Source organism: Achromobacter sp. B7 (assembly GCF_003600685.1).
In the GTDB taxonomy this organism is placed as follows: domain Bacteria; phylum Pseudomonadota; class Gammaproteobacteria; order Burkholderiales; family Burkholderiaceae_B; genus Achromobacter; species Achromobacter spanius_B.
The window spans coordinates 3,468,464-3,493,103 of sequence record NZ_CP032084.1 but is presented as its reverse complement, the minus strand read 5'-3'; the positions used below and the strand labels follow the sequence as shown (position 1 = coordinate 3,493,103).

21 protein-coding genes are annotated in these 24,640 nt (G+C 65.8%); 7 read left to right on the top strand and 14 right to left on the bottom strand.

Annotated elements, in window-relative coordinates; translation table 11 throughout:
- The first annotated feature begins 98 nt into the window (after window positions 1–98).
- Together DVB37_RS15610 and DVB37_RS15605 are read left to right on the top strand one after the other, a co-directional pair.
- Complete coding sequence (locus tag DVB37_RS15610; RefSeq protein ID WP_120156123.1) at window positions 99–560, top strand: MarR family winged helix-turn-helix transcriptional regulator; 462 nt, start codon at window positions 99–101, stop codon at window positions 558–560.
- A 201-nt stretch (window positions 561–761) separates the two neighbouring features.
- Window positions 762–2,312, top strand: coding sequence for an MFS transporter (locus tag DVB37_RS15605; RefSeq protein WP_120156122.1), 1,551 nt, complete (start codon window positions 762–764; stop codon window positions 2,310–2,312).
- A gap of 154 nt (window positions 2,313–2,466) precedes the next feature.
- Here DVB37_RS15605 and DVB37_RS15600 read toward each other — a convergent pair whose 3' ends face one another.
- The 9 genes from DVB37_RS15600 to DVB37_RS15560 form a co-directional block, all read right to left on the bottom strand.
- Complete coding sequence (locus tag DVB37_RS15600) at window positions 2,467–3,744, bottom strand: nitrate- and nitrite sensing domain-containing protein (protein ID WP_120156121.1); 1,278 nt, start codon at window positions 3,742–3,744, stop codon at window positions 2,467–2,469.
- A gap of 16 nt (window positions 3,745–3,760) precedes the next feature.
- Complete coding sequence (gene cobA / locus DVB37_RS15595; protein ID WP_046807847.1) at window positions 3,761–4,534, bottom strand: uroporphyrinogen-III C-methyltransferase; 774 nt, start codon at window positions 4,532–4,534, stop codon at window positions 3,761–3,763.
- Window positions 4,535–4,559: 25 nt separating this feature from the next.
- A complete protein-coding gene (locus DVB37_RS15590; protein ID WP_120157518.1) occupies window positions 4,560–6,323 on the bottom strand; it encodes a bifunctional protein-serine/threonine kinase/phosphatase in 1,764 nt (587 codons plus the stop codon).
- Window positions 6,324–6,347: 24 nt separating this feature from the next.
- Window positions 6,348–7,160 (bottom strand): formate/nitrite transporter family protein, encoded by an 813-nt coding sequence (locus DVB37_RS15585; protein WP_046807848.1) that lies wholly within the window; start codon window positions 7,158–7,160, stop codon window positions 6,348–6,350.
- Between the two features lie 43 nt (window positions 7,161–7,203).
- Entirely contained in the window at window positions 7,204–7,590 is a 387-nt protein-coding gene (gene nirD, locus DVB37_RS15580; RefSeq protein ID WP_104145074.1) for a nitrite reductase small subunit NirD, read from the bottom strand.
- Complete coding sequence (gene nirB, locus DVB37_RS15575; RefSeq protein WP_120156120.1) at window positions 7,590–10,163, bottom strand: nitrite reductase large subunit NirB; 2,574 nt, start codon at window positions 10,161–10,163, stop codon at window positions 7,590–7,592. The genes nirD and nirB overlap by 1 nt, the downstream gene beginning before the upstream one ends.
- A 321-nt stretch (window positions 10,164–10,484) precedes the next feature.
- Window positions 10,485–11,108: a low affinity iron permease family protein gene (locus tag DVB37_RS15570; protein ID WP_082134623.1), complete on the bottom strand. Its 624-nt coding sequence runs from the start codon at window positions 11,106–11,108 to the stop codon at window positions 10,485–10,487.
- A 61-nt stretch (window positions 11,109–11,169) separates the two neighbouring features.
- Window positions 11,170–12,252 (bottom strand): flavodoxin family protein, encoded by a 1,083-nt coding sequence (locus tag DVB37_RS15565; protein ID WP_104145076.1) that lies wholly within the window; start codon window positions 12,250–12,252, stop codon window positions 11,170–11,172.
- Window positions 12,253–12,304: 52 nt separating this feature from the next.
- Complete coding sequence (locus tag DVB37_RS15560; RefSeq protein ID WP_120156119.1) at window positions 12,305–12,940, bottom strand: helix-turn-helix domain-containing protein; 636 nt, start codon at window positions 12,938–12,940, stop codon at window positions 12,305–12,307.
- A gap of 139 nt (window positions 12,941–13,079) precedes the next feature.
- Here DVB37_RS15560 and DVB37_RS15555 point away from each other — a divergent pair, with 139 nt between their 5' ends.
- Window positions 13,080–14,243 carry an FAD-binding oxidoreductase gene (locus DVB37_RS15555; protein ID WP_104145116.1) on the top strand — a complete coding sequence of 388 codons (1,164 nt, stop codon included), beginning with the start codon at window positions 13,080–13,082 and terminating at the stop codon, window positions 14,241–14,243.
- Between the two features lie 119 nt (window positions 14,244–14,362).
- Here the strand turns inward: DVB37_RS15555 and DVB37_RS15550 are convergent, their stop codons facing one another.
- A complete protein-coding gene (locus DVB37_RS15550; protein ID WP_120156118.1) occupies window positions 14,363–15,250 on the bottom strand; it encodes a LysR family transcriptional regulator in 888 nt (295 codons plus the stop codon).
- A 187-nt stretch (window positions 15,251–15,437) separates the two neighbouring features.
- Here DVB37_RS15550 and DVB37_RS15545 point away from each other — a divergent pair, with 187 nt between their 5' ends.
- Window positions 15,438–17,096, top strand: coding sequence for a GMC family oxidoreductase (locus DVB37_RS15545; protein ID WP_120156116.1), 1,659 nt, complete (start codon window positions 15,438–15,440; stop codon window positions 17,094–17,096).
- 19 nt (window positions 17,097–17,115) lie between these two features.
- On the opposite strand, the gene cfa is transcribed toward DVB37_RS15545, so the two are convergent.
- Window positions 17,116–18,303, bottom strand: a complete 1,188-nt coding sequence (gene cfa, locus DVB37_RS15540; RefSeq protein ID WP_120156114.1) for a cyclopropane fatty acyl phospholipid synthase — start codon at window positions 18,301–18,303, stop codon at window positions 17,116–17,118.
- Between the two features lie 331 nt (window positions 18,304–18,634).
- Between cfa and DVB37_RS15535 the strand changes: the two genes are divergently transcribed.
- From DVB37_RS15535 to greB, 3 genes are all read left to right on the top strand, one after another.
- Window positions 18,635–19,570, top strand: coding sequence for an alpha/beta fold hydrolase (locus tag DVB37_RS15535; protein ID WP_120156112.1), 936 nt, complete (start codon window positions 18,635–18,637; stop codon window positions 19,568–19,570).
- 70 nt (window positions 19,571–19,640) lie between these two features.
- Entirely contained in the window at window positions 19,641–20,486 is an 846-nt protein-coding gene (locus tag DVB37_RS15530; protein ID WP_046806948.1) for a 3',5'-nucleoside bisphosphate phosphatase, read from the top strand.
- A gap of 81 nt (window positions 20,487–20,567) precedes the next feature.
- Window positions 20,568–21,116, top strand: coding sequence for a transcription elongation factor GreB (gene greB / locus DVB37_RS15525; RefSeq protein WP_046806947.1), 549 nt, complete (start codon window positions 20,568–20,570; stop codon window positions 21,114–21,116).
- Window positions 21,117–21,415: 299 nt separating this feature from the next.
- On the opposite strand, the gene DVB37_RS15520 is transcribed toward greB, so the two are convergent.
- The 3 genes from DVB37_RS15520 to DVB37_RS15510 form a co-directional block, all read right to left on the bottom strand.
- Entirely contained in the window at window positions 21,416–22,444 is a 1,029-nt protein-coding gene (locus DVB37_RS15520; protein WP_104145082.1) for a DctP family TRAP transporter solute-binding subunit, read from the bottom strand.
- A gap of 86 nt (window positions 22,445–22,530) precedes the next feature.
- Complete coding sequence (locus DVB37_RS15515; protein WP_046806945.1) at window positions 22,531–23,829, bottom strand: TRAP transporter large permease; 1,299 nt, start codon at window positions 23,827–23,829, stop codon at window positions 22,531–22,533.
- The gene (locus DVB37_RS15510; protein WP_104145083.1) at window positions 23,826–24,359 is read right to left on the bottom strand and encodes a TRAP transporter small permease; all 534 of its coding nucleotides are present in this window, start codon (window positions 24,357–24,359) and stop codon (window positions 23,826–23,828) included. Before DVB37_RS15510 ends, DVB37_RS15515 begins: the two co-directional genes overlap by 4 nt.
- Between the last annotated feature and the right edge of the window lie 281 nt (window positions 24,360–24,640).

Here is a 24,640-nt window from a genome sequence, read left to right as displayed (position 1 = left end):
GGCAGATAAAATCCGCTATCGGCAATCGCAATCGCCATCGCAATCGCCATCGCAATCGCCATCGCAATCGCCATCGCCATCCACCCCACGAGACAACCATGGCCACCGCCAAACCCGCCGTGCTGGACCGCTTCTACACCGGTGAGCTCGGTTTCATGATCACGTCCGTGCGCGGCAGCATTCACGATGCGCTGGAGCGCGAACTGGCGCCGTTTGACCTGACGACCCCGCAGTACGTGGTGCTGAACTGCCTGGCCAAGGGGTGGGGCCGCACGCTTAGCGATTTTTGCCGGGTGCTGGCGTATGACTCGGGCGCGATGACGCGGCTGCTGGATCGCATTGTGGCCAAGGGCTATATCCGCCGCGTGGAAAACGAAGCGGATCGGCGCAGCTACCTGATCGAATTGACCGAACAGGGGCAGGCTGCATTGCCGCAGGCGCTGGCCGCCACGGAAGTCGCCATGCGCGGGCTGCTGGCCGGCTTTTCTGAAGCGGACGCTGAGACGCTGCACAAGTTGTTGTCGCGCGTGTTGATGAATGCGCAGGCGGACGAGGCGTAGGCAGCCCGTACGCAGCGACCCGTACGTAGCGACCCGTACGCAGCGACCCGTACACAGCGACCCGTACGCAGCGACCCGTACACAGCGACCCGTACACAGCGACCCGTACACAGCGACCCGCAGGCCCTTTTCCCCAGCATTTTTTTTATCCATTTATCTGCCTAGGCATATACAGCCTGGGCATAAAAATAAGCCAAAGCCATGCAAGCCTTTTCCAGCGACGCCCCAGCCACACCCCGAATCCCTCCCGCCTTGCTCGCCACCATCGGCGCGCTGACGTTCATCGACTTCCTGCAAAACGGCATGGTCACGTTTGCCGCCACGCCCATCATGGGAGAAATCGGCGCCAGCCCCGAGGAATACACGTCCGTTGCCGTCATCTACGCCTGCGTCGCCGTGGTGATGATTGCGTTGCAAGGCTGGCTGGTGCATCACCTGGGCCTGCGCCGTTATCTGCTGGCGTCGCTGGGCGCGGCGGCAGCGGGCGCGGCAGTGTGCGCGATGTCTCGGGGCGAGGCCGGCTTTCTGACGGGCCGGGTGATGATGGCGATGGGGTGCGCGGCCATGCTGACGTCGTCCCGTTTGACGGTAAACCTGATCGCGCCGGGGCCGGCGCGCTTTCATGGCATCAAGGCGCTTGCCACGGGCCTGTGCACCGGCACGGCGCTGGGGCCGTTGTTGGCATCGGCGGCGGTGGACCACGATGGCTGGCCGCTGATGTTCTGGTTGGTGGCCGGGCTGTCGCTGCTGGCGATGTGGCCGGTGGCGCGCGCCATGCCGGGCAAGCAGGCGGGCGCCACGGTGGCCGGGCAGGCACGCCTGGCGCCGATTGCGGCGTTGGGCGTGGGCAGCTTTTTGCTGCTGCATGCGTTGCAGCGGTCCTACTACGATTTTTTCAGCGACCGCCATCGGCTGGTGCTGTTCGCCCTGGCCGGCCTGCTGGCGCTGGCGTATTTCATCCGCGCCGAGACGCGCAACGGCGCGCCGCTGCTCAAGCTGGGCGGCATGAACGAGGTGCGCTTTCTGTGCGGCCTGGCGTTATTCATGTTTTGTTATTTGATGTTGGGCGCCAACGGCTACCTGGTGCCGCAGATGCTGCAACGCGCGCTGGGCCTGTCGTGGGCCAACACGGGGATGTTCTTCGCGATGGGGCTGGGGGCGGGCGTGCTGACTTTTGCGGTCATGGCCCAGCTGCTGCCGCGTTGGCCGTCGCCACGCAAGTTCTTCGTGGCCGGGTTTGTGGCGCTGGCGGCGTTCAGTGTACTGATGGCTCGGCTGACGCCAATGGCCGATCCGTGGGCCGATGTGCTGCCCGCGTTGGCTTGCTATGGCGTCTTCATCATGATCTTGATGCCGGCCACCGCCATGAACACGTTCACCGGGCTGACGCATGACCCGGCGGTGTTTGCGCATGCGCAGCAGGTCAAGAACATGCTGGCGCAGGTGGGGCAGGCGCTGGGCATCATGGCGGCCACCGTGGGGCAGCAGTGGTTGACCTCCAAGCACTACAACGTGCTGCAAGCGGGCGTGACGCAGGGCAACATCAATGTGGAAGCCGCGAAGGCCGCGCTAAGCGGCGTGTATGCCGCGGTGGCCGATCCGGTGCAGGCGCAGCGCATGGCGCTGGCGCGCATCGCGCAGCTGGTGGATCAGCAGTCGGCGCTGCTGGCCAATCTGGATCACTTTCGCGCGCTGGCTGTGTTGGCGGTTGTCGGCGTGCTGATCAGCTGGACGCAGCGGGTGTTCCGGTAGCGTGCCCGTGCCGATAGCGCGCATGTTCCGATACCGCGCAGGTTCCGGTACCGCATGTTCCGGTACCGCGCCTGTTTCGAACCCGCAGCCACCCGAACCCGCAGCCACCCGAACCCGCACCCGCCCGAACCCGCAGCCGCGCCGACACTGCCGCTCAGTTTGGCCCCAGCTGCCCGATCACCTGCCGCGCCACATCGGCCAGGGACAGGCCGCCGTCCATGGCCGCGCGTTGCAGGCGTTCATGGGCGGCCTGCTCGGTCAGGCCGTATTGGTTGATCAGCAGCCGCTTGGCGCGGTCGATGCGCTTTCTTTCTTCCAGCGCGACGCGCACGGTGTTCAAGGCGTCGTCGGTGCGCTGCATGTGCAACGTCTGCTCGCGCATCATTTCAAGAATGGACCGCTCCAGCACGCTGCCCACGCCATCGGCGGGCGGCGTGTCCAGGGGCCGGCTTTGCACGCTGAACACCATGCTGGGCGCGCGGCCGCTGGCATGGTCGGCGTAGCGCGACAGCAGCAGTTGTCGGTCGTCCAGTTCCTGGCGGGTCTCGACGATGCGGCGTTCGCATTGCCGCGCCAGCGCCTGCGCCAACAGGCTTTCAACGTCGCGCATGGCGTCGATGCGGGCCGTGCACAGCTCGAACCACAACTCGGCCAGCGTGCCGTCCACACGCTGGTCGGCGGACGTGCGTTGCGCCATGTCGCGTAGCCGTTCGACCGGCTGGCCTTGTTGCTGGATGCTTTCCCAGCGTTGCAGCGCGGCGTCTTCGGCATATTGCGCGTAGATGTCGAAGCTGCGGGCCTGGTGCGCGGCCAGGCCCAGCATGCGGGCCTTCTGCGGGTCGGTGAAGAAACCGTTGGTGAAGCCGATGACGCCGGTGGCGCGTTCCTGGCCGCTGAGTTCCTTGCCCTGCATGAAGTTCAGCAGCGCGACCAGCAGGCGCGTCACGCCGGGGTCCAGCGCGGAATCGGCGGCTTCGAACACCACGGCCAGCAGGCTGCTGATGATTTGCGTGTAGCGGGCATCGGCGTCTTCGGCGGGCACGGACACATCACGCACCTGGCGGCGCAGCGCCGGCAATTCGTCCAGCCGAAACAGCGCGAAGGCAATGCAGTTAAGCAGGCGCGCCTTGTCGCCGGCGTGGGGGGCGGTGGCCGCCAGCCCGTCAAGAAAACGGCGGACGTCGGCCTCGACGCGGGCGGATTCTTGAGCCAGCCCGCTCAGCGTCCGGGCCTTGCCGTCTTGCGGCACGCCGTTCTGTGCGCTGCACAGTGTCAGATTGGAATAGCCGCGTTCTTTTTGCAGCGCGTGCACCAGCGCGCTGACGTGCACGGCCAGCTCGCACGTGACAGCCAGGCTTTCCAGGCCGTGCAGTTCACTGCGCCGCGCGGCAAGCAGGAAACGCAGCGGGGGTGGGATGTGGCGTTCGACCATAAGGGCAAAGGGAGGATCAGGCGCTGCGGCGCATCAGCGGTTCGGCGGCTTGCGGCCGGGGGGTATCAACCCTGTCAAGCACGTGGCATGCCGCGACGTCGCCGATGACCAGCACGGCGGGGCTGCGCAGCTGAAAGGCGGCGGCGTCGGACGTCATGCCGGACAGCGTCGAGCGGCATTCACGTTGATCCGCCAGCGAAGCGCGTTCGATCATCGCCACGGGCGTGTCGGGCGCCATGCCGGCCGCCAGCAACTGGCTGCTCATGTCGTGCAATTTGGCTACCCCCATGTAGACCACCAGCGTCGTGCCGCTTTGCGCCAGCCCCGTCCAGTCGGGCGTGGCGCCGTCCTGGGAATGGGCGGTGATCAGTGTAACGCCCTGGGCCATGCCGCGTTGGGTCAATGGGATGCCGCAAGCGGTGGCGGCTGCCAGCCCGGCCGTGATGCCGTTGACGATTTCACAGGCCACCCCGTGGTCGCTCAGCCATTGGGCTTCTTCGCCACCGCGTCCGAAGATGCAGGGGTCGCCGCCCTTTAGCCGCGCCACGCGCAGCCCTTGGCGGGCATAGCGCAGCATCAGCCGCTGGATGAATTCCTGCGGGGTTGAACGGCAGCCACCGCGCTTGCCCACATAGACCAGCCGCGCCCGCGGGCAGTAGTCCAGCACTTGCGGGTTGACCAGGTCATCGACCAGGACGACGTCGGCTTGTCCCAACGCCCGCACGGCTTTGATCGTGAGCAGTTCGGGGTCGCCGGGGCCGGCGCCGATCAGCCAGACGGAAGGGTTCATGATGGGCTCCAGGGGATGCAGGGGATCAGCGATCAAGCAAAAGAAAAACTACCACCACGAACTGGACCAGGCACAGGCCTTTCCAGAACGCCAAAGGGTTGCGTTCCAGCAGCGGCAGCCGTTCGCCCCGGCGCGTGGCCTCGGGCGGATGGCGCAGCGCGTGCGTGAATTCCGATAGCTCGGCGGTGCGCAGCGCGGGGTCGGGGTGCAGCGCGCGGCTCAGGACTCCGTCAACCCAGGCGGGCAGCTCGCGCTCGCGGTCCAGCACCGACACATAGGTCAGCCGCATCTGCGCGGCGCGGCTGCGCGCGCGCGCCACGTCGGCGCCATAGGGCAGCCGGCCGGACAGCATCTGGTAAAGCATGGCGGCCAGGGAATACAGGTCGGATCGCGGCGTGCCGGCTTCCCCCAAAAAGTATTCGGGCGCGGCGTATTGGGCGGTGCCCAGCATGGCGGGCGGCTCGTCGCCCCGCGCGGCGGCGTCCCACAGCCCGGCCGCCTGGGTCGAGCCCAGGTCGATGATGCGCGCCACGCCGTCGTCACCGATCAGCACGTTGTCGGGCCGCAGGTCCTGGTGCACGATGTCCAGGCGATGAAACGCTTGCAGGCCACGGGCAACCTGTTCAATCAGCGTCACCGCCTGCGCCAGCGTGGGGCGGGGGTTTTGCGCCATCCAGCGCGTCAGCGTGCGCCCGGGCAGGTATTCGCTGACGGTGTACAGCGTGCGGCGCTCGCGCGGCATGGGCCAGGCGCGCACGACGTGGCGGCTGTCGATCCGGCGGGCGATCCATTCCTCGGTCAGCAGGCGTTCCAGATACGCCGGGTCATGCCGCAGGTCCAGCGACGGAATCTTGATGACCACCGCGTCGCCGCTGTCGATGTCATGCGCCAGATAGACGTGGCTGCGGTGGCTGGCGTGCAACTCGTCCTGGATGCGAAAGCCCTCGAATTCCATGCCGGCCGCCAGCAGCGGCGGGCAGGGCAGGTTCAGGCTGTATTGGGCCAGTTCAAAGGCGCGGCGCGCAGGCAGGGCGTCGATGCGGACGATTTGCGCGGTCAGGTTGTCGGTGCTGCCGCGTTCCAGCGCCCGCTGCGCCAGGCGGCGCGCTGCCGCGTCCAGTGCGTCGGGATGCGCCGCGATGGCCTGGGCGACGTCGTCCGCATTGATATGTTCGTAGACGCCATCGGTAGCCAGCAAGAAGACGTCGCCGGCTTCCAGCGGCTGCGTGTGGTAGTCCACTTCCAGGTGCGGCGCCAGGCCCAGCGCGCGGCCCAGATAGCTTTTGTCTTGCGATATCCAGACGCGATGGTCGTCGGTCAGCTGCTCCATCACGCCCGCGCGCAAACGGTAGATGCGCGCGTCGCCAATGTGCAGGATGTGCGCGGTAGTGGCTTTCAGCACCATCACCGTCATGGTGCAGACGTAACCCCGATCCGCATCGCGCGGCTGGTCGGCGTGATGGCGTTGGCGCGTTTGCCCGTGCAGCCAGCTGTTGGCCGCGCTTAATACCTTGTGCGCCGACTTTTTCACCGACCAGGTTTCGGGCGTGCAGTAATAGTCTTCCAGAAAGCTTGCCACCGCCGTTTCGCTGGCGATGTGGCTGACCTGGCTGCTGCTGATGCCATCGGCCAGCGCAATTGCGATGCCCTTGGTGTGCAGCAAGGGCTCGCCGGGCACGCACAGGCCGTGAAAATCCTGGTTGACGGGTTTGACGCCCGGCTCGGTGTGCTGGCCCACCGCCACCCGCAACGTAGCGGCGGTGCTGGGGCCGGGTTCGCGGCGGTCCATTGCGGTGGGCGTCCCGATGCGCAATCAGTTGAAGCGGCGCTTGGGCGCGGTCTTCATGTGCGTGGTGTACAGCGTCAGGCCGGTCAGCGAGATGCCGCCGATCAGGTTGCCCAGCACCACGGGGATCTCGTTCCAGATCATGTAGTCCATGATCGAGAACTTGCCGCCCATGATCATCGCCGACGGGAACAGGAACATGTTGACGATGGAATGCTCAAAGCCCATCGCGAAGAACAGCATCACGGGCATCCACATGGCGATGACCTTGCCGCTGACCGACGTCGAAATCATGGCGCCGACCACGCCCAGCGACACCATCCAGTTGCACAACACGCCTCGGATGAAGATCGTCAGCATGCCGCCCGCGCCGTATTCCTTGTAGCCCAGCGTGCGGTTTTCACCGATGTGCGCAATGACTTCACCGACCTTGTTGGGTGGTACGGAAAAGCCGTAGGTAAACACAATCGACATCAACACGGCCACCGTCAACGCACCCAGGAAATTGCCCACGAAGACAACGCCCCAGTGCTTGAGGATGGCCTTCGCGGTCACGCCCGGGCGCTTGTCGAAGAGGGCCAGCGGCGTCAGCACGAACACGCCGGTCAACAGGTCAAAGCCCATCAGGTACAGGATGCAAAAACCCACGGGGAACAGCGCCGCGCCCAGGATGGGCGAGCCGGTCTGCACCGTGACGGTCACCGCGAACACGGCGGCAATGGCCAGGATGGCGCCCGCCATGAAGGCGCGGATCAGAACGTCGCGCGTCGCCATGTAGATTTTGGATTCGCCGGCGTCCACCATCTTGGTGACGAATTCGGAAGGGACCAGGTAGGACATGATTTACCTTTTGCGTTGGTGACAGTGATAAGGGGAGCGGGCGTCAGGCAATTTCAACGGTGTCGCCGTTGAAGCGGGCCTGCCAGGTGCGCAATTGCTGTTCGGGGTACTGCACGCAGCTGCCGTCGGCCAGACGGAAGTGCTGCTTGTAAAGCGGCGAGGCCACGACCAGATCGCCGCCCAGATGGGCAAGCAGGCCGCGCCCGATAACGTTGGCGCCGGATTTGGGATCGCGGTTTTCAATCGCGTATAAGTCCGGGCCGTCGGCGTCGGGCAGGTAGAACAAGGCAATCTGCTGGCCATCCAGCAAGACGACCACGCCGGAGTCGGCAACGAGGTCATCGCGCGTGCAGACCGCGCGCCAGGTCGATGCGCGGGAGGCGGGGGCGGCAGTGCGGGCGCCAGTGGAGACGGGGGCTAGGGCGTTCATCAGACGATCTCCTCGGCGATGGGGATGACGCGCGCCGCCGGGCGTGCAGGCGAGGGGGCCGGGGCGGGCCGGGGTTGGCCGCGTTCTTGAACGAACTGAATGTCCGGGTCGCCGCCACGCTCGTTGACGAAAGTGCGGAAGCGCTTGAGCTTTTCCGGGCTGCTGACGGTGTTGGCCCATTCGCATTCATAGCGGTCCACCACCAACTGCATTTGCGCTTCCAGCTCGGCGCCCAGGCCCAGGCTGTCGTTCAGCACCACGTCCTTCAGATAGTCCAGCCCGCCTTCCAGTGACTCGCGCCAGACGGACGTGCGTTGCAGCTTGTCGGCGGTGCGGATGTAGAACATCAACACGCGGTCGATCATGCGGATCAGCGTGGCGTCGTCCAGGTCGGTGGCGAACAGTTCGGCGTGGCGCGGGCGCATGCCGCCGTTGCCGCACACGTACAGGTTCCAGCCGTTTTCGGTGGCGATGACGCCGATGTCCTTGCTTTGCGCCTCGGCGCATTCACGGGTGCAGCCGGACACCGCGAACTTCAGTTTGTGCGGCGACCGCAGGCCCTTGTAGCGGTGTTCGATGTCCAGCGCCATGCGCACGCTGTCCTGCACGCCGTAGCGGCACCACGTGCTGCCCACGCAGGACTTCACCGTGCGGGTGGACTTGCCGTAGGCATGGCCGGTTTCAAAGCCGGCGGCGATCAGCTCGCTCCAGATGTCGGGCAGTTCGTGCAGCTGCGCGCCGAACAGGTCGATGCGCTGGCCGCCCGTGATCTTGGTGTACAGCTTGTATTTCTTGGCGACGGCGCCGATGGCGATCAGGCCGTCGGGCGTGATCTCGCCGGCCGGTATGCGCGGCACCACCGAATAGGTGCCGTTCTTTTGCATGTTCGCCATGAAGGTGTCGTTGGTGTCTTGCAGCGGCACCAGGCGCGGTTCCTGAATGGGGCGGTTCCAGCACGACGCCAGAATCGACCCCACGGCGGGCTTGCAGATGTCGCACCCGACGTGGCCCTTGCCATGGCTGGCCAACAGTTCTTCAAACGTTTCGATGCCGCCGACGCGCACGATGGCGTAGAGCTCCTGGCGGGTATAGGCAAAGTGTTCGCACAGGCTTTTGTCGACGGCGACGCCGCGACTGGCCAGTTGGTGTTCCACCACCTGCTTGAGCAGCGCGGCGCAACCGCCGCAGCCCGAGGCCGCCTTGGTGCAGCTTTTTACGCCGGCCAGGTCGGTGCAGCCGCCGTCGATGGCGGCGCTGACGGCGCCTTTGCTGACGTTGTGACAGGAGCAGATCGTGGCAGTGGCGGGCAAGGCATCGACGCCCAGCGCGGGCGCGGCGCTGCTGGCGGGCAGGATCAGGCTGGCGGGGTCGGCAGGCGGCGCGATGCCGTTCTGCGCGTATTGCAGCAAGGTGTCGTAGTAGCGGTTGTCGCCCACCAGCACCGCGCCCAACACGCGCTTGCCGTCTGCCGACACGACCAGGCGGCGATAGCTGGCGCCGGCTTCGTCGATGTAGCGGTAGCTGCGCGCGCCGGGCGTCGTGCCGTGGGCGTCGCCGATGGAACCCACATCCACGCCCAGCAGCTTGAGCTTGGTGGACATGTCGGCGCCGGTAAAGGGCTGTTCCGGCGCGCCGCACAGCTCGGCGGCGGCGATGCGCGCCATCTGGTAGCCCGGCGCCACCAGGCCGAACACGCTGCCGTTCCAGGCAGCGCATTCGCCAATGGCGTAGATGTTCTCATCGCTGCTGCGGCAATGGTCGTCGATGGCCACGCCGCCGCGTTCGGCCAGCGCCAGCCCGGCGCGGCGTGCCAGCGACACCTGGGGGCGGATGCCGGCCGAAAACACGATCAGGTCGGTTTCCAGCGGCGCGCCTTCGGCAAAGCGCATGCGATAGCGGTACTGCGTGCCGGGCTTGATGTCTTGCGTGGCGCGCGACAGGTGCACGCCCACGCCCAGCGCCTCGATGCGCGCCTTGAGCGCGGCGCCGCCTTCCTCGTCCAACTGCACCGGCATCAGGCGCGGCGCGAATTCCACCACGTGCGCTTCCAGGTTCAGCGACTTCAAGGCGTTGGCCGCCTCCAGCCCCAGCAGGCCGCCGCCCACCACGACGCCACGGCGCGCGCCTTGCGCGGCCGCGCGGATCAGGTCCAGGTCGTCGATGCTGCGATACACCAGGCGCGACGCGCCCTCGGCGCCGGCGATGGGCGGCACGAACGGGTAAGAGCCCGTGGCCAGCACCAGCTTGTCGTAGCCGAGGCGGCCGTTGGCCGTGACCACTTCGCGCGCCTGGCGGTCGATGTCCAGCACCGGTTCGCCAAGATGCAGGGTCAGGCCGTCGCGGTCATAAAAGGCGGCCTCGCTCATCGACATCGATTCGGCGTCGCGGCCATTCAGGTATTCGGACAGATGCACGCGGTCGTAAGCGCGGCGCGTTTCCTCGCCATAGACGTGGATGCGATAGCGCTCCAGCGCGCCGCGTGCAATCAACTGTTCGACGCAATGGTGGCCCACCATGCCGTTGCCGATGACAACCAAGGTCTGCAAGGAGGCGGGAGTGGCCGTTGCTTTCATGAATTTCCCCAGGCTTGTGGTTTGGGTTTCAAAAGACAAAAAGCGCCCTGGACCTGTCGGTCGGGGCGCCTTTGCCGGTACTGCTTAAATTGTGCCGCGGGCCTGTTGGGGCCTGCATGAACACTTAAGCAAAGACCATGCCAGGTTGGAAAAGGACGGCCGCGCGGGGCGGGGTTGCGCGCGGCGTCATAGGGAAAAGGGCGGAAAGCGTGGGGACATCAGGCGACACGCGCGGTCTCCAGGCGGGCCGCGCAGTGCGTCAAAGCGGTGCAAGTTGTTGTGCGCCGCGCACTGCTTTGGCGCGGCGCGGCAGGGTTGCCGTCAGGGGTGGGCGCCTTTGCCCGCGCGGAACGCGCCGCGTCGTACCCGCAGGCTGCTACGGACGGTGGTCTTGCTGCCCCTGACCGACTTCGATCGGCGTGACTTGGTCCCCTTGGAGCGGTCGCTGCGTGCCTTGGCGCGAGCGCGTGCCGTGCACGCCGCGGCTAGCGCCAGCAGTTTGTCTTCGTCCAGTTGTTCGGCGTCCACCAGTTGTTCGTCCGCGCCTTTCAAGGCGATCAGCAGTTCGTCCAGCTTCAGGTGCAGCGCGCGGCCGTCCTTGTTCTGACTTTGCTGAATCAAGAACACCATCAGGAACGTGACGATGGTGGTGCCGGTGTTGATGACCAGCTGCCAGGTTTCCGAATAACCGAAGAAGGGGCCGGTGACGGCCCACACGATCACGGCGCACAAGGCCGAGCCGAACGCGATGGGCGAGCCCGCCCAATGCGTGACGCGCGCGGCAAAATGGTCGAAGAATTTTGTGAAGGCATTCGACTTCGGCACGGGTTGCGGCTGCTTGCCTTGCTTGTCGGCCGGCGTGTCGCCCGGCTTGTCGTTTTGCTTATCGCCCGGCTTGTCGCCGTGCTGTTGCGCCGTCTTCTTCGCTTCCACATCGTTCTTCATGAGCATCACCTGCTAATCCTCATCCTCTGATTGCATTGCATCTACAAAGCTACCGTCCCGGCTACTTGGGCCGCGGGTCGTGCAGCCCCGCATCGGGCGCGGTCAATTCACCGGCGCGCAGGCGTGGCAGGCAGTTCGCCATGGCGCGCGCAACGTTGCGCACCTCTTCCTGCACCGCCGTGTCCAGGTCCAGGTCGGCGTGGCTGGTGGCGTAGGGCTTGTAGTAGCCGATGTACCGCTCCAGCCGGGCCATCGACCCGGCATCAATCAGGCCCATCCAGTCCAGCCAATCGCTCAGCGCGCGCCGCTGGCCCTCGATACCGGCCACGTCGCCGTGCACCACCAGGCCGTAAGCCCGGCCCGCCAGGTGTTTCGGATAGGGCCAGCCGTCTAGTTCAATGGCCTTGGCCTTGGCCGCGTCCTTGCCGGACGTGGTGGTCGGGTCCGGGTTGCCGCCGTCGGCGCACACCAGCCGGTCGATCATCAGCTTGAGCGGGCTGGGCGACTGATACCAATAGGTGGGCGCCAGCAGGATCACGCCGTGCGCCGCCACCCACTGCTCGTAGATGTCGTTCATGGCGTCGTTGTCCTGGCCTAGCGAATGGTTGGGATAGCAGCTGCACGGCCAGTGGCAAAGCGGCATGGCGGTGGACACGCAGCCTTTGCACGGATGGATCTGATATTGGTATTCGGACGTGAGCCGGCTTAAGTCCAGCAGGTCGGCCTGGACGTGGGCGGCTTCCAGCTCGGCGCACACGATCTGCGCCAGACGCCACGTTTTGGATACCTCGCCCGGACAGGTGCCGTCGTTGCGCGATGCGCCCACCACGACCAGCACGCGCGACGGCGTATCCGGGCGGCGCTGCTTCTGTGCGGCTTGCGCCAGGCGGTCGTGGGCGTCTTTCCATTCCACCGACAAGTCGTAGTCGGGATCGGCGTAGGCCGCGCCGGCCTTGACGGTGATGGGCGCTTTGCGGCCGCCCTGGTAGGCGTCCCACGCAATGGCTTCCAGCCGGTCCAGCGCGGCTTGTTCGGCCTGGAAGGCGGGGTCATAGAAGCGGCGCATGAAGCGCAGCCGGAAGGTGTCGCGCGAAAGTGGTCCGGAATATTGGCCGGTGCGCACATCGGGCTTGGGTGCGGTCATGAAGCTCTGCCTGCGAACAGTGACGCATCGCAAGCAGCAAGCCGCGTGCCCGTCAGTTGCCGCCCGTCATCACCACCATGATCTCGGCTGGCCGGGCGCTGCGCGTTAAATAGATGTGCCCCACGCCGCTGTCGAAATAGGCCGTCTCGTGCTTGGCCAGCACCAGCGATTCCCCGTTTTCGAAGCGAATTTCGATTTCGCCTTCCAGCACCACCAGGAATTCCTGGCCGGCGTGGCGCATGTAGTCATCGAATTCCGACGCGTCGCGCGCCAGGATGCGGCCGTACATGGGCGTCATGCTGCGCTGGGGATACTGGCCGGCCAACAGTTTGTAGTCGTAGGCGCCGGTCATGTAGCCGGGCGATTCGGCCAGGGTGCAGCGCAGGGCGGCCGGGGCAGGGCGGCCGTTTTCCGCGGGGGTGACGGGGCCGAACAGGTGGGCAATATCGACGTCAAGCGCACGCGCCACGGCGGCGAACTTGGCGTAGCTGATCGACACCTGGCCCAGTTCCATCTTCGATAGCGTGGACAGCGCCACGCCGGTCAAGGCCGACAGTTCCTTTAACGTCATTGAGCGCGCCCGGCGCAGGCCCCGCAATCGGACGCCCAGGCTGGTCCGGTCGGCCAGGATGTTGCTGGCGGGCGAGGCGGCGGGGGGCGTAGAGGCGGGCGGTCGGATGATGGGCATGTCGGTGCTTTCCCTAGGCGTCAGGGGCAAGCGCTAGGCTGGCCGGTTTTTTTCGTTGACGGATATTTTGTCATATCCGAGAATTCTCAAATCCGAGAAATATCTGGCTCGTACATTCACACGTACGTTGGGACTGCAAGTGGAACACGCATCGAAAGCGCAGCAATTTGACGTGGTGATTGTAGGCGCGGGCATTGCTGGCGCGTCGTTGGCGTATCGCCTGACCGCCGAAAAACCGGGACAGACGCGGGTCATCTTGCTGGAACGCGAGTCGCAGCCTGGCTACCACTCCACCGGCCGCTCGGCCGCGATGTTCATGGAAACCTATGGCACGGCGCAGATCCAGGCGCTGACGCGCGCCAGCCGCGCTTTCTATGAGAACCCGCCCGCCGGTTTCACCGAACACCCTTTGCTGCAGGAACGCGGCTGCCTGTATATCGCCAGTGCCGAGCAGCGCGACCAGCTGATGCAAGGCTATGAGGCGGCGACGGCGCAGGCGGGCAACGTCCAATTGCTGGACGCCGCCCAGGCCATGGCACGCGTGCCGTGTATCCGCCCCGAAGCGGTGGCGGGCGGCGCCTTGTTTGAAGCAGACGCGCGCGACCTGGACGTGCATGCGTTGCACCAGGGCTTTCTGGCGGCAGCGCGGCGGCAGGGGGCGGTCGTGCATTGCAATGCCGAGGTGGAATCCGGCCAACGGTCGGACGACGGCGTGTGGACGTTGCGGTTGACGGACGGCGCCACACTGCACGCAGGCGTGGTGGTCAACGCGGCGGGCGCGTGGGCCGACGACCTGGCCGGGCGCTGCGGCGTGGCGCCCGTGGGCTTGCAGCCCTGCCGGCGCAGCGCCTTCATTTTTGCGCCGCCGGACGGCGTGGATTGCAGCGCGTGGCCGGCGGTGGTCGGCATCGACGAAAGCTTCTACTTCAAGCCGGACGCGGGTCAGTTGCTGGGCTCGCCCGCCAACGCGGACCCGGTTGCCCCGCACGATGTGGTGGCCGAAGAACTGGACGTGGCCACCGGCATCTATCACATCGAATCCGCCACCACGCTGACCATCCGGCGGCCGTCCCACGTGTGGGCCGGGCTGCGTTCGTTCGTGCCGGACGGCGACATGGTGGTGGGCTATGACGTGGCCCAGCCCGGGTTTTTCTGGCTGGCGGCGCAAGGCGGCTACGGCATCCAGTCGGCGGCGGGCGTGTCGGCGATGGCGGCGGCGTTGCTGGCGCAACAGCCGTTGCCAACGTGGCTGGTGGACGAGGGCGTTGCGCCGTCTCTGATGGCACCGGGCCGGCTGCGCTAGCGTGGACGGCCGGCGGCTGGGGTGCGGCCGGGGCGCGGTCGGGGTGCGGCCGGGACTTGCGGCGGGACTTGCGGCGGGACTTGCGGCCGGCGTTGGCTGGGCAGCTACTTTGCTGCCGACTACCCGAACGCGGCCCTGACTGCCGTGAAGGCCGCCGCCACCAGAGGATCGGCGCGGCGGGTGGCTTGCGTGATAAACGACAGTTCCGCTTGGATCGCCAGCCCGGGCAGCAACAGCAGCCCGTTCGCCTGAGACTCACGCAGCGCAATGGAATCGCGCACCAGCGACAGCCCCACGCCCGACCGCACCAAGTCCAGCATCGAGGCTTCCTGATCCACCTGCGCCACCGCGTTCGGCGTGACGCCCAGCGCATCGAACCGGGTGGCCAGCAGCCGATGGTGCACGGAATCCGGCGGCGTCCAGATCCATGGCAGCGCGGCAATGTCCTGCCATCCACGCCCGGCTACCTGCGCGCCCCATCCCTTGGGCGCCACCACGTAGTACGTGAACGTGGCCAGCGGCAACACGTCCAGCAGCGGTGGGCCGCCCGTGCCCCCGGCCGGACCCAGGAAGAACCCCACATCCAGCTCGCCCGCCCGCACCTGGCGGCCGACCGACCCGGACATGCCGTGGCGCAGCGTGGGGCGGATTTTCGGATAGTGCTCCATCAGGTGTTGCAGCGTGGCCCCCAGCCGCAGGAACTCCGGGTCCAGGATCGTGCCCATGCGCAGTTCGCCCTGCACGGTGTCGCGCAAGGCGCTGATGGCGCGCTGGAAGTCTTCCATGGCGTCCAGCACGCGCAGCGCGGCGGGCAGCAGCGCGCGTCCGTCGGCATTGGGCGCCAAGCCCTGGGCGCTGCGTGCGAACAGCGTCAGGTCCAGCGATTCCTGAAAGTTCTTCAGTTGCAGGCTTAACGCCGGTTGCGTCAGGTGCAGGTGTTCGGCCGCGCGGGTCAGGTTGCCTTCGCGCGCCACGGCGGCAAAGGTGCGTAGATGCTTGAGGTCCATGGCGCCGTCCGAAATGGGGTGAGCATTATTAAAGATGCTTATAAACGGATTTTCAACATTTCATTGGACAGCGGCGGCGTGCTGCGCCAGAGTCACGCCAGATGCCCGGCGTGCGTGGCAACGCCGAAGCCGGGTCGGCTCAATGTGGCGGCAGGTGTAAATCCCGCCAAGCAGATAAGAAGAGCTTATGGAGACATACGACTTCGTCATCGTGGGCGCGGGCTCGGCCGGCTGCGTGCTGGCCAACCGGCTCAGCCAGGACCCCGGTATCCGGGTGCTGCTGCTGGAGGCAGGCGGCCGCGACAACTACCACTGGATCCATATCCCGGTGGGCTATCTGTATTGCATCGGCAACCCGCGCACCGACTGGATGTACCGCACCGTGAAAGAGCCGGGGCTGGGCGGCCGCTCCCTGATCTACCCGCGCGGCCGGGTGCTGGGCGGGTGTTCGTCCATCAACGGCATGATCTACATGCGCGGCCAGCGTGAAGACTATGAAGACTGGGCCGCGCTGTCGGGGGACCCGGCCTGGGGCTGGGACCAGGTGCTGCCGGTGTTCAAGCGCAGCGAAGACCACCACCGGGGCGCCAACGAATTTCACGGCGCCGGGGGCGAATGGCGGGTCGAGGCGCAGCGCTTGCGGTGGGACATCCTGGAAGCCTTCGCGCAAGCGGCCGAACAGGAAGGCATCCCGCGCGTGCAGGACTTCAACCGGGGCGACAACTTCGGCAGCGGCTATTTTGAAGTGAACCAGCGCAGCGGCTGGCGCTGGAATACGGCCAAGGCGTTTTTGCGCCCGATTCGAAAGCGGCCCAACCTGCATGTGATGACGGGGGCGCAGGCCGAGCAGCTGGTGTTTGAAGGCAAGCGCTGCGTGGGCGTGCAGGTGCGCGTTCAAAGCCAGGGGCAGGGCAAAGGGCAGGGCAAGGGCGAGCCGCGCCTTGTCACCGTGCGCGCGCGACGCGAGGTGGTGATGGCGGCCGGCGCGGTCAACACGCCGCATCTGCTTGAACAGTCTGGCATCGGCGAACCCGCGCGTTTGCGCGAAAGCGGCATCGCGCTGCGCCATGCCTTGCCGGGCGTGGGCGAAAACCTGCAAGACCATCTGCAATTGCGCGTGATCCTGAAGGTCAATGGCGTCAAGACGCTGAACCGGATCGCGGGATCTTGGTTGGGCAAGGCGGGCATCGGGCTGGAATACCTGCTGCGCCGTAGCGGCCCGATGAGCATGGCGCCGTCGCAGCTGGGGGCGTTTGCCAAGTCCGACCCGGGCCAGGCGCGCGCGAATGTAGAGTTTCATGTGCAGCCCTTGTCGCTGGGCGCGTTTGGCGAACCGCTGCACGCCTTCGACGCCTTCACGGCCAGCGTGTGCAACCTGCGGCCGACGTCGCGCGGCAGCGTGCATGCGCAGGGCGCGGCGGGCACGCCCGCTGGCGCGGCGCCGGTCATTGCCGCCAATTACCTCAGCACTGAGGCCGACATCCAGGTGGCGGCCGATTCCATCCGATTGGTCCGCCGCATTGCCGCCGCGCCGGCGTTGCAGCGCTATCGCCCAGAGGAATGGTTGCCGGGGCCGGACTACCAGACGGACGCGCAACTGCGCGAGGCCGCCGGCAAAATCGGCACCACGATCTTTCACCCGGTGGGCACGTGCGCGATGGGCAAGAGCGCGGACAGCGGCGCGGTGGTGGATGCGCGCCTGCGCGTGTTCGGGCTGGAGGGGTTGCGCATCGCCGACGCGTCGGTGATGCCGCTTATCACGTCGGGCAACACCAATTCGCCCACCATCATGATCGCGGAGCGCGCCGCCGACATGATCCGCGAGGACGCCGACATGCGGCGTTAGGTGGGCGAATGGCGCCGCGTCAGCGCAGCGAGCGGTACACGTCCTGGCGCTGCGGGTGCGTCAGGATGACTTGCCACAGCTGTCCTTCGCGTGACCGGAAGAACCCGGCGCAACACATCAAATAGTATTTCCACATGCGGTAGAAGCGCGTGCCGTAACGCGCTTGCAGCGACGGCCAGGCGCGTTCAAAGCGGTCCCACCAGGCCATCAGCGTGCGGTCGTAGTCGGCGCCGAAGTTGTGCCAGTCTTCGATGATGAAGCGGTGTTCCACGGCGCCGGCGATTTCGCGCGCGGACGGCAGCTTGCCGTTCGGGAACACATAGCGGTCGATCCACGGGTCGGTGCTTTGGCTGGTGGCCGCGATGCCGATGGTGTGCAGCAGAAAGATGCCGTCCGGCGACATCAAACGCTGCACGTTGCTGAAGTACGTGTCGTAGTTCTTCGGCCCCACATGTTCAAACATGCCCACCGACACGACCTTGTCGAAGTTGCCTTGCAGGTCGCGGTAGTCTTGCAGCAGCAGTTGCACCGGCAGGCCCTTGACGCGATCCTGCGCCAGCGCCAACTGCTCTTTCGATACCGTCACGCCGGTGACCGACACGCCGTAGTTTTCAGCCGCGAACTTGGCCAGCCCGCCCCAGCCGCAGCCGATATCCAGCAGCGTTTCACCGGGCTTGAGTTGCAGCTTGCGGCAGATCATGTCCAGCTTGGCCAACTGCGCTTCTTCCAGCGTCTGGGCGTTTTCCCAGTAGGCGCAGGAATAGATCATGCGACTGTCCAGCATGGCTTCGAACACGTCGTTGCCGGCGTCGTAATGCTGTTCGCCCACTTCAAAGGCGCGATGCTTCGATTGCAGGTTGAACAGCTTGTGCCGCAGGTGTTCGGCAATCAGCTTGATGCGCGCGACCCCTAGCGCGGCCGAGCCCATGTCGGCGCGCAGCAGTCGGGTGAACAGCTCGTCGAGCCGTTCGCAGTCCCATTCGCCGTCCATATAGGATTCGCCCAGCCCCAGCGACCAGCTGGCGAAGACGCGTTCGTACATATGTTTGTCATGTACCTGGATGTCCCACGGGCGCGTGCCGTTGATCTGCACGTCGGCGCGAGACAACACGTCTTGAAGCACTTTTGGCGGTTCGGGGGGCGGGGGGCTGACGTCGGGTGAAGAATGGTCGGCGGTCAGCGGAGAGACAGGACTGCTTTGCTGCATACGGACTCCATATCAATTTTGGGATGACTGATCTGGCAATGCCTGAAGCTCATAACTCTGGCCCCAACGAACGGCCGATTCCAATTTAATGAATGGATCGGCTTGATAGCCAACGGCAATTTACCTGCCGTGCAAACCGGGGGCGCCAGTGAGAATGGGGTGATCGTAGCGAGGCGCGGGCGCAGTGTCCAGCCTGCGGCACGCGGGCGAATTCAGAGTGGGCGGCCGCGCAACTGTCGTGCGTTTGTCCGGCTGGCGCGATTACACTAGTCCGCCTTGGTGAACCGCCGTTTCGGCGCGCGCCGATCCGTTCGATACGTGGAGCCTTTACATGGTGGACGCCAGCCTGCAACCCCGTTTGGAATTCGTCACCTGCGCCAGCCCGGCGGGCTTGCACCGGATGGCGTATTGGGAATGGGGCGACCCGGCCAATGACCAGGTGCTGCTCTGCGTGCACGGCCTGACGCGTAGCGGCCGGGATTTCGACGTGCTGGCCCGCCGCCTGGCGTCGCGCTACCGCGTCGTGTGCCCCGACGTGGTGGGCCGTGGCCGGTCGGACTGGCTGGCCAACCCCGCGTTCTACACCGTGCCGCAGTACGTGTCCGACATGGTCACGCTGCTTGCGCGGCTGGCCCCGGCCCGGCTGGCCTGGGTGGGCACGTCGATGGGCGGCTTGATCGGGCTGGCGCTGTCGGGCGCCGCGGTATTCGCCGGCGCCATGCAGGCGATGCGGCCCCACGCGGGCATGCTGCCGCCCGGTCAGGGCATCCAGCTGGACAAGCTGGTATTGAACGACGTGGGCCCGCGCCTGGAAACGGGCGCCTTGTCGCGCATCGGCCAATACGTCGGTCAGCCGGGCGAATTCGCCACGTTTGAAGAGGCGGTGGCTACGATGCGCGCCAATTCCGAAACCTTCGGCCCGCACACCGACGCGCAATGGACCGAGCTGGCCCGGTTCCTTTACCCGGAGTTCGGTGGCAAATGGGTCAAGCATTACGACCTGGCGCTGGCCCAGGCATTGGCCGCGCAAACGCCGGACGAACTGGCCGCCGGCGAACAGATCCTGTGGCGCTCGTATGACGCCACGCCGTGCCCGATCCTGATCGTGCGGGGCGAAAAGTCCGATCTGCTGACCCGCGCCACGGTTGACGAAATGCTGAAACGCAATCCGCGCGCGCAGGCGCTGGAAGTGCCGGGCGTGGGGCACGCGCCCACCCTGATCGCCGATAGCCAGGTGGAACCCGTGGCGGCGTTCCTGTTGGCTTGAATGTCCGCCGTGCGATTACGGGGACGGCATGGCGCTATTCAGCGCGTCGGGCCTTCTCTACAATAGCCCGATGACATCGCCCACCCTGAACATCGATCTGCATTGCCATTCCACTGTGTCCGACGGCGCGCTGGCGCCTCGCGACGTGGCGCAGCGCGCGCACGCCAACGGCGTCGACGTCTGGGCATTGACGGATCACGACGAGGTAGGCGGGCTGGCCGAAGCGGCCAGCGCGGCCCAGGACCTGGGCATGCGGTTTTCCACCGGTGTTGAAATTTCGGTCACGTGGGCGGGCTTGACGGTGCACATTGTGGGCTTGCAGTTCGACCCGAACAACGCCGACTTGGTGGCCGGCCTGCGCCAGACCCGCTCGGGCCGCGCCGAACGCGCCAAGCGCATCGGCGACCGGCTGGCCGACATGGGCATGCCGGGCGCCTACGAAGGCGCGCTGCCGTTTGCCGGCAACCCCGAACTGATCAGCCGCACGCACTTTGCGCGCTACCTGGTCGAAGCGGGCTACTGCCCCGACGTGCAAACCGTATTCACCAAGCACCTGGGCGACGACCGCCCCGGCCATGTGCCCATGCAATGGGCCACGCTGGCCGAAGCCGTGGGCTGGATCCGCGGCGCGGGCGGACGGGCGGTCATCGCGCACCCGGGCCGCTATAAGTACACGCCGCTGCAATTCGCCGCGCTGTTCGACGAATTCCTGCAATTGGGCGGCGAGGGCATCGAAGTCACCACCGGCAGCCACACCGTCGAAGAAGCGCGCCAGTATGCCGAGGTCGCGCGCCGCTACGGCTTCCTGGCATCGCGCGGGTCTGACTTTCACAGCCCCAAGGAAAGCCGGATCGACCTTGGCCGCCTGCCGTCGCTGCCGTCCGACCTGAAGCCGGTCTGGCACGATTGGTTCTGACGCGGGCGGCCCGCGCCGCCCCGCCTGCCAGCCCAGACTAATGTGATTGCGCCGTCACGGCGCCAGTGCTTGAGCATCGCCATGAATAAAGCCTTTGTTAAAGAGTCCGACAACGAGGACGACGACGACCTGCCGCAAGCCCAGGCTTTGCCCGTGGGCACCAAGAACTACATGACCCCCGAGGGCTACGAACGCCTGCGCGCCGAACTGACGCATCTGATGAACGTCGAGCGTCCGTCGGTGGTGCAAGTGGTGTCGTGGGCGGCGTCCAACGGCGACCGCTCGGAAAACGGCGACTACCTCTACGGCAAGAAACGCCTGCGGGAAATCGACCGCCGCATGCGCTTTTTGACCAAGCGGCTGGACATCGCCGAAGTGGTGGACCCGGCCTTGCAGCCCAACCGCGACCAGGTCTTTTTCGGCGCCACGGTGCTGTATAGCGACAAGGCCGGCGAAGACCACACCGTCACCATTGTGGGCGTGGACGAGGCCGAGCCGCTGGCCGGCAAGATCAGCTGGATTTCTCCGGTGGCGCGCGCGCTGATCAAGGCCAGGGAAGGGGACACGGTGGTGTTGCGCACGCCGGGTGGCATCGAAGAGCTGGATATTCTGGAAGTGCGCTACCCGTAGGCGCGACGGGGAAAAAGGCAAAAGCGGCAACAGGGGCAAAAGGGCAAAAGCGGGAAAAAGGGCAGAAGGGCAAAAGCGCAACAGTGTCCGCGCGCAAACCGGAACATTGCCCGCCACCCAAAAAGGAAACAGGCGCCAGCTTTTGACTGGCGCCTGTTTGGTTGGGAGGGCTCTGACGTCCCTGCCTCGGTTTGGCGGCTTGCGCCGTCGTTCCCCTGGGGCTTGCTGCTTAAATCGATGCGTAGGTGTCGGTGTCGGCGTTGGCGTTGGCGTTGGCGTTGACGTTCAACGAGCCGGCCTTACTTCTTGCGCGCGGCGATGGACTTTTCGGCCATGTTGACCAGGTCTTCGCCGATCTGCTTCTTCCACTTGTCATACACGGGTTGCGTGACCTTGGCGAAGGCGTCGTGTTCGGCCTTGGACAAGGACGTCACGGTCACGCCGTGGCCTTCAATTTCCTTCAGCAGCGACGGGTCTTCGGGCGTGACGCCCTTGCGCGCAATCACGATCTGCTGCTTGCCGGCATCCAGCGCGGCCTGGCGCACGATGTCGCGATCCTTTTCCGACCACGAATTCCACACTTCGCGGTTCACCACGAAAATCAGCGGATCCGCCACGTAGTTCCACAGCGTCAGGTGTTTTTGGCCCACCGTATACAGCTTGGAACCCGTGTAGATCGACAGCGGATTTTCCTGCCCGTCGACTGCGCCGCTGGCCAGCGCCGGTTGCGCATCGGCCCAGCTCATCTGCGTGGGGTTGGCGCCCAGCGCGGTGAACGTGTCGATGTACAGGGGCGATCCCACCACGCGCAGCTTCATGCCCTTCATGTCTTCGGGCTTTTTGATGTCGCGCTTGGAATTGCTGAGCTGGCGATAGCCGTTTTCGCCCCATGCCAGCGGCACGACGCCAGCCTTTTCAATCAGCTTGAACATTTCGCGGCCCACGTCGCCTTGCACCAGCGCGTCGATGGCGGCGTAGTCGGGCATCAGGAAGGGCAGCGAGAACAGGTTCAGCTGCTTGACCTGCGGCGACCAGTTGATGGTGGACCCCACGGCCATGTCGATCACGCCCTGGCGGATGGCGGTGAATTCGCGCGTCTGGTCGCCCTGCACCAGCGACGTGCCCGGGTACACCTTGATGTTGATGCGGCCATCGGTGCGTTCGCGCACCAGCTTGGACCAGATCTCGGCGCCCTGGCCCCACGGGAAGGTCGTGCCCACCACGATGGACAGCTTGTATTCGGGTTTGTAGTTCTGCGCGTGCGCCGGCGTCATGCCGACCACGGCGGCGGCGCACAGCGCGGCGCCGATCAGGTTGCGGAATTTCATGGGGTGTCTCCTCTCTCTGAGTGTGTCTGTTGTTGTTGTCGGTTGTTTGTTGTCGGTCGTTGATGGTTGTGCTGCAACCTGCTCTTTCAATAGCCCAGCTTTTTCGGCAACCACAGCGCCAGCTGCGGAAACACCAGCACCGCCACCAGCACCAGGAACATGGCGCCCAATAGCCACACCACCCAGCGCACCGTGGATTCCATCGGCACGCGCGCAATGCGGCACGACACCATCAGGTTCACGGCAAGCGGGGGGGTGAACTGGCCCAGCGCCACCTTCAAGGTCAGGATCACGCCGAACCACACCGGGTCCCAGCCGTAGGCATTGGCAATGGGCATCAGCAACGGCACGAAGATCAGGAAGATCGAAATGCCGTCCAGGAACATGCCCACCGTCATCAGCAGCAGAATCAGCAGCGACAGCACGCCCCATTCGCCCAGGCCGGAATTGACGATGGCGTTGGTGATCGGGTCAATCACGCTAAGCGTGGACAAGGCCCACGCGAAGATGCCCGCCAGCGTCACCACCAGCATGATCACGGCGGACAGTTCGGCCGCCTCGCGCAAGATGGTGTACAGGTCGCGCAGCTTGATGGTGCGGTGGATGAAGCCGCCCACGAACAAGCCGTAGAACACCGCCACGACCGCCGCCTCGGTGGGCGTGAACCAGCCCAGGCGCATGCCGCCCAAAATCAGCACCGGCGCGGCCAGGCCCCATGACGCTTCGCGCAGGCTTGCCCAGAAGGGCGGGCGCGGCAAGTGCGCCTCCAGCGCGCCCATCTTGTATTTGCGCGACAGCCAGACGGCCGGAATGATCAGCGCGAAACCGGCCAGGATGCCGGGGATCATGCCCGCTGCGAACAGCGCCGGCACCGACGCGCCGGGCACCAGCACGGAATAGATGATGAAGGCGACGGACGGCGGAATCAGGATGTCGGTGGCGGCGCCGGCTGCAACGACGGCCGCCGAGAACGAACCCGGGTAGCCGGCGCGCGACATGGCGGCAATCATCACCGCGCCCACCGCCGCCGCGCATGCCGGGCCCGAACCCGAAATGCCGCCCAGGAACATGGCCACTGCAATCGACACCAGCGGCAGCATGCCCGGGCCCCGGCCCACGATGGCAATCGCAAAGTCCACCAGCCGCTTGGCCACGCCCGAACGGTCAAAGATGGACCCGACAAGCACGAACATGGGGATGGCCAGCAGCGGGTACTTGGCCAGCCCTGCGTAGAAGTTCTGCGGCACGGTCAGCAGGCCATACCAGGGCGTGTCCAGGTTGGACAGCACGATGGCGACGGTGCCGCCGATGCCCAGCGCCACGCCCACGGGCACGCCGATCAGCATCAGCACGATGAAGACAACGAAGAGCAGGGTGGCGATCATTTCGTGTCGGCGCCCCGGGCGATGCGGCGGATGGTGCCCAGCGTGCGCAGCGAGATCGCCGCGGCCATCACGGGCAGCCAGATCGAATACCACCAGGTAGGCACGCCAATGGCCGGCGACGTTTCTTCGTAGATGAATTCGTCGGACACCAGCTTGACCGACAGCACGGTCAGCAGCACGAAAAAGGCCAGCACGCAGCCGTTGGAGATCAAGGCCAGGATGCGCTGGCGGCGGGGCGAGCCGCTGTCCGCCAGGATTTCGATGCGGATGTGGTGGTTGCGCACGAACGCCACGCTGCCGCCCGCCATGGTCAGCACGATCAACAGGAACACCGAGATTTCTTCGGTCCAGGCGAATGACTGGTCGGTGAAGTAGCGCACCAGTACGTTGGCGAAGGTGATCAGCGCCAGCGTGGCCAGCAGGATGACGGCCAGCCAGTCTTCGATGGCAAGCGGCACCTTGACGGCGGGTTCGGATTCAACGGGGATGATCGGTTCGACGGGTTCGGCGGGGGCTTCAGGGCGGGACATGGGTGCGGCGACGGCAGGGCGCTTGGCGCGTTCTAGTCATGGGGTCGCTGCATCCTACCGTCGGCCCGCAGGCGCCGGTCTTCGTGTTTTCCCGTGGTGCGGGGCGGCAACAACATGCTGCGTTGCGTCAGAGTCGGCCGTGCCTTCCGGGCCGCGCGGCGCCTGTCGCCAGCGACAGGGCGCGATGACACCAAGGCTTTACCGCGATATTGCCGTGCACCATTTTTGTGCGGCGGCGTTGGAATTCTTTTGTAACATCGGCCGAAATGGCCGCTTGGCAA

What these genes read in the sequence shown, in the direction of transcription:
- DVB37_RS15510 (WP_104145083.1), bottom strand. Translation starts at nt 24,359, where the DNA reads ATGTCCCGCCCTGAAGCCCCCGCCGAACCCGTCGAACCGATCATCCCC.
- cobA (WP_046807847.1), bottom strand. Translation starts at nt 4,534, where the DNA reads ATGAACCCTTCCGTCTGGCTGATCGGCGCCGGCCCCGGCGACCCCGAA.
- DVB37_RS15610 (WP_120156123.1), top strand. Translation starts at nt 99, where the DNA reads ATGGCCACCGCCAAACCCGCCGTGCTGGACCGCTTCTACACCGGTGAG.
- DVB37_RS15565 (WP_104145076.1), bottom strand. Translation starts at nt 12,252, where the DNA reads ATGACCGCACCCAAGCCCGATGTGCGCACCGGCCAATATTCCGGACCA.
- DVB37_RS15530 (WP_046806948.1), top strand. Translation starts at nt 19,641, where the DNA reads ATGACATCGCCCACCCTGAACATCGATCTGCATTGCCATTCCACTGTG.
- cfa (WP_120156114.1), bottom strand. Translation starts at nt 18,303, where the DNA reads ATGCAGCAAAGCAGTCCTGTCTCTCCGCTGACCGCCGACCATTCTTCA.
- DVB37_RS15550 (WP_120156118.1), bottom strand. Translation starts at nt 15,250, where the DNA reads ATGGACCTCAAGCATCTACGCACCTTTGCCGCCGTGGCGCGCGAAGGC.
- DVB37_RS15535 (WP_120156112.1), top strand. Translation starts at nt 18,635, where the DNA reads ATGGTGGACGCCAGCCTGCAACCCCGTTTGGAATTCGTCACCTGCGCC.
- DVB37_RS15545 (WP_120156116.1), top strand. Translation starts at nt 15,438, where the DNA reads ATGGAGACATACGACTTCGTCATCGTGGGCGCGGGCTCGGCCGGCTGC.
- DVB37_RS15570 (WP_082134623.1), bottom strand. Translation starts at nt 11,108, where the DNA reads ATGAAGAACGATGTGGAAGCGAAGAAGACGGCGCAACAGCACGGCGAC.
- DVB37_RS15520 (WP_104145082.1), bottom strand. Translation starts at nt 22,444, where the DNA reads ATGAAATTCCGCAACCTGATCGGCGCCGCGCTGTGCGCCGCCGCCGTG.
- DVB37_RS15590 (WP_120157518.1), bottom strand. Translation starts at nt 6,323, where the DNA reads ATGGACCGCCGCGAACCCGGCCCCAGCACCGCCGCTACGTTGCGGGTG.
- greB (WP_046806947.1), top strand. Translation starts at nt 20,568, where the DNA reads ATGAATAAAGCCTTTGTTAAAGAGTCCGACAACGAGGACGACGACGAC.
- nirD (WP_104145074.1), bottom strand. Translation starts at nt 7,590, where the DNA reads ATGAACGCCCTAGCCCCCGTCTCCACTGGCGCCCGCACTGCCGCCCCC.
- DVB37_RS15605 (WP_120156122.1), top strand. Translation starts at nt 762, where the DNA reads ATGCAAGCCTTTTCCAGCGACGCCCCAGCCACACCCCGAATCCCTCCC.
- DVB37_RS15515 (WP_046806945.1), bottom strand. Translation starts at nt 23,829, where the DNA reads ATGATCGCCACCCTGCTCTTCGTTGTCTTCATCGTGCTGATGCTGATC.
- DVB37_RS15600 (WP_120156121.1), bottom strand. Translation starts at nt 3,744, where the DNA reads ATGGTCGAACGCCACATCCCACCCCCGCTGCGTTTCCTGCTTGCCGCG.
- nirB (WP_120156120.1), bottom strand. Translation starts at nt 10,163, where the DNA reads ATGAAAGCAACGGCCACTCCCGCCTCCTTGCAGACCTTGGTTGTCATC.
- DVB37_RS15585 (WP_046807848.1), bottom strand. Translation starts at nt 7,160, where the DNA reads ATGTCCTACCTGGTCCCTTCCGAATTCGTCACCAAGATGGTGGACGCC.
- DVB37_RS15560 (WP_120156119.1), bottom strand. Translation starts at nt 12,940, where the DNA reads ATGCCCATCATCCGACCGCCCGCCTCTACGCCCCCCGCCGCCTCGCCC.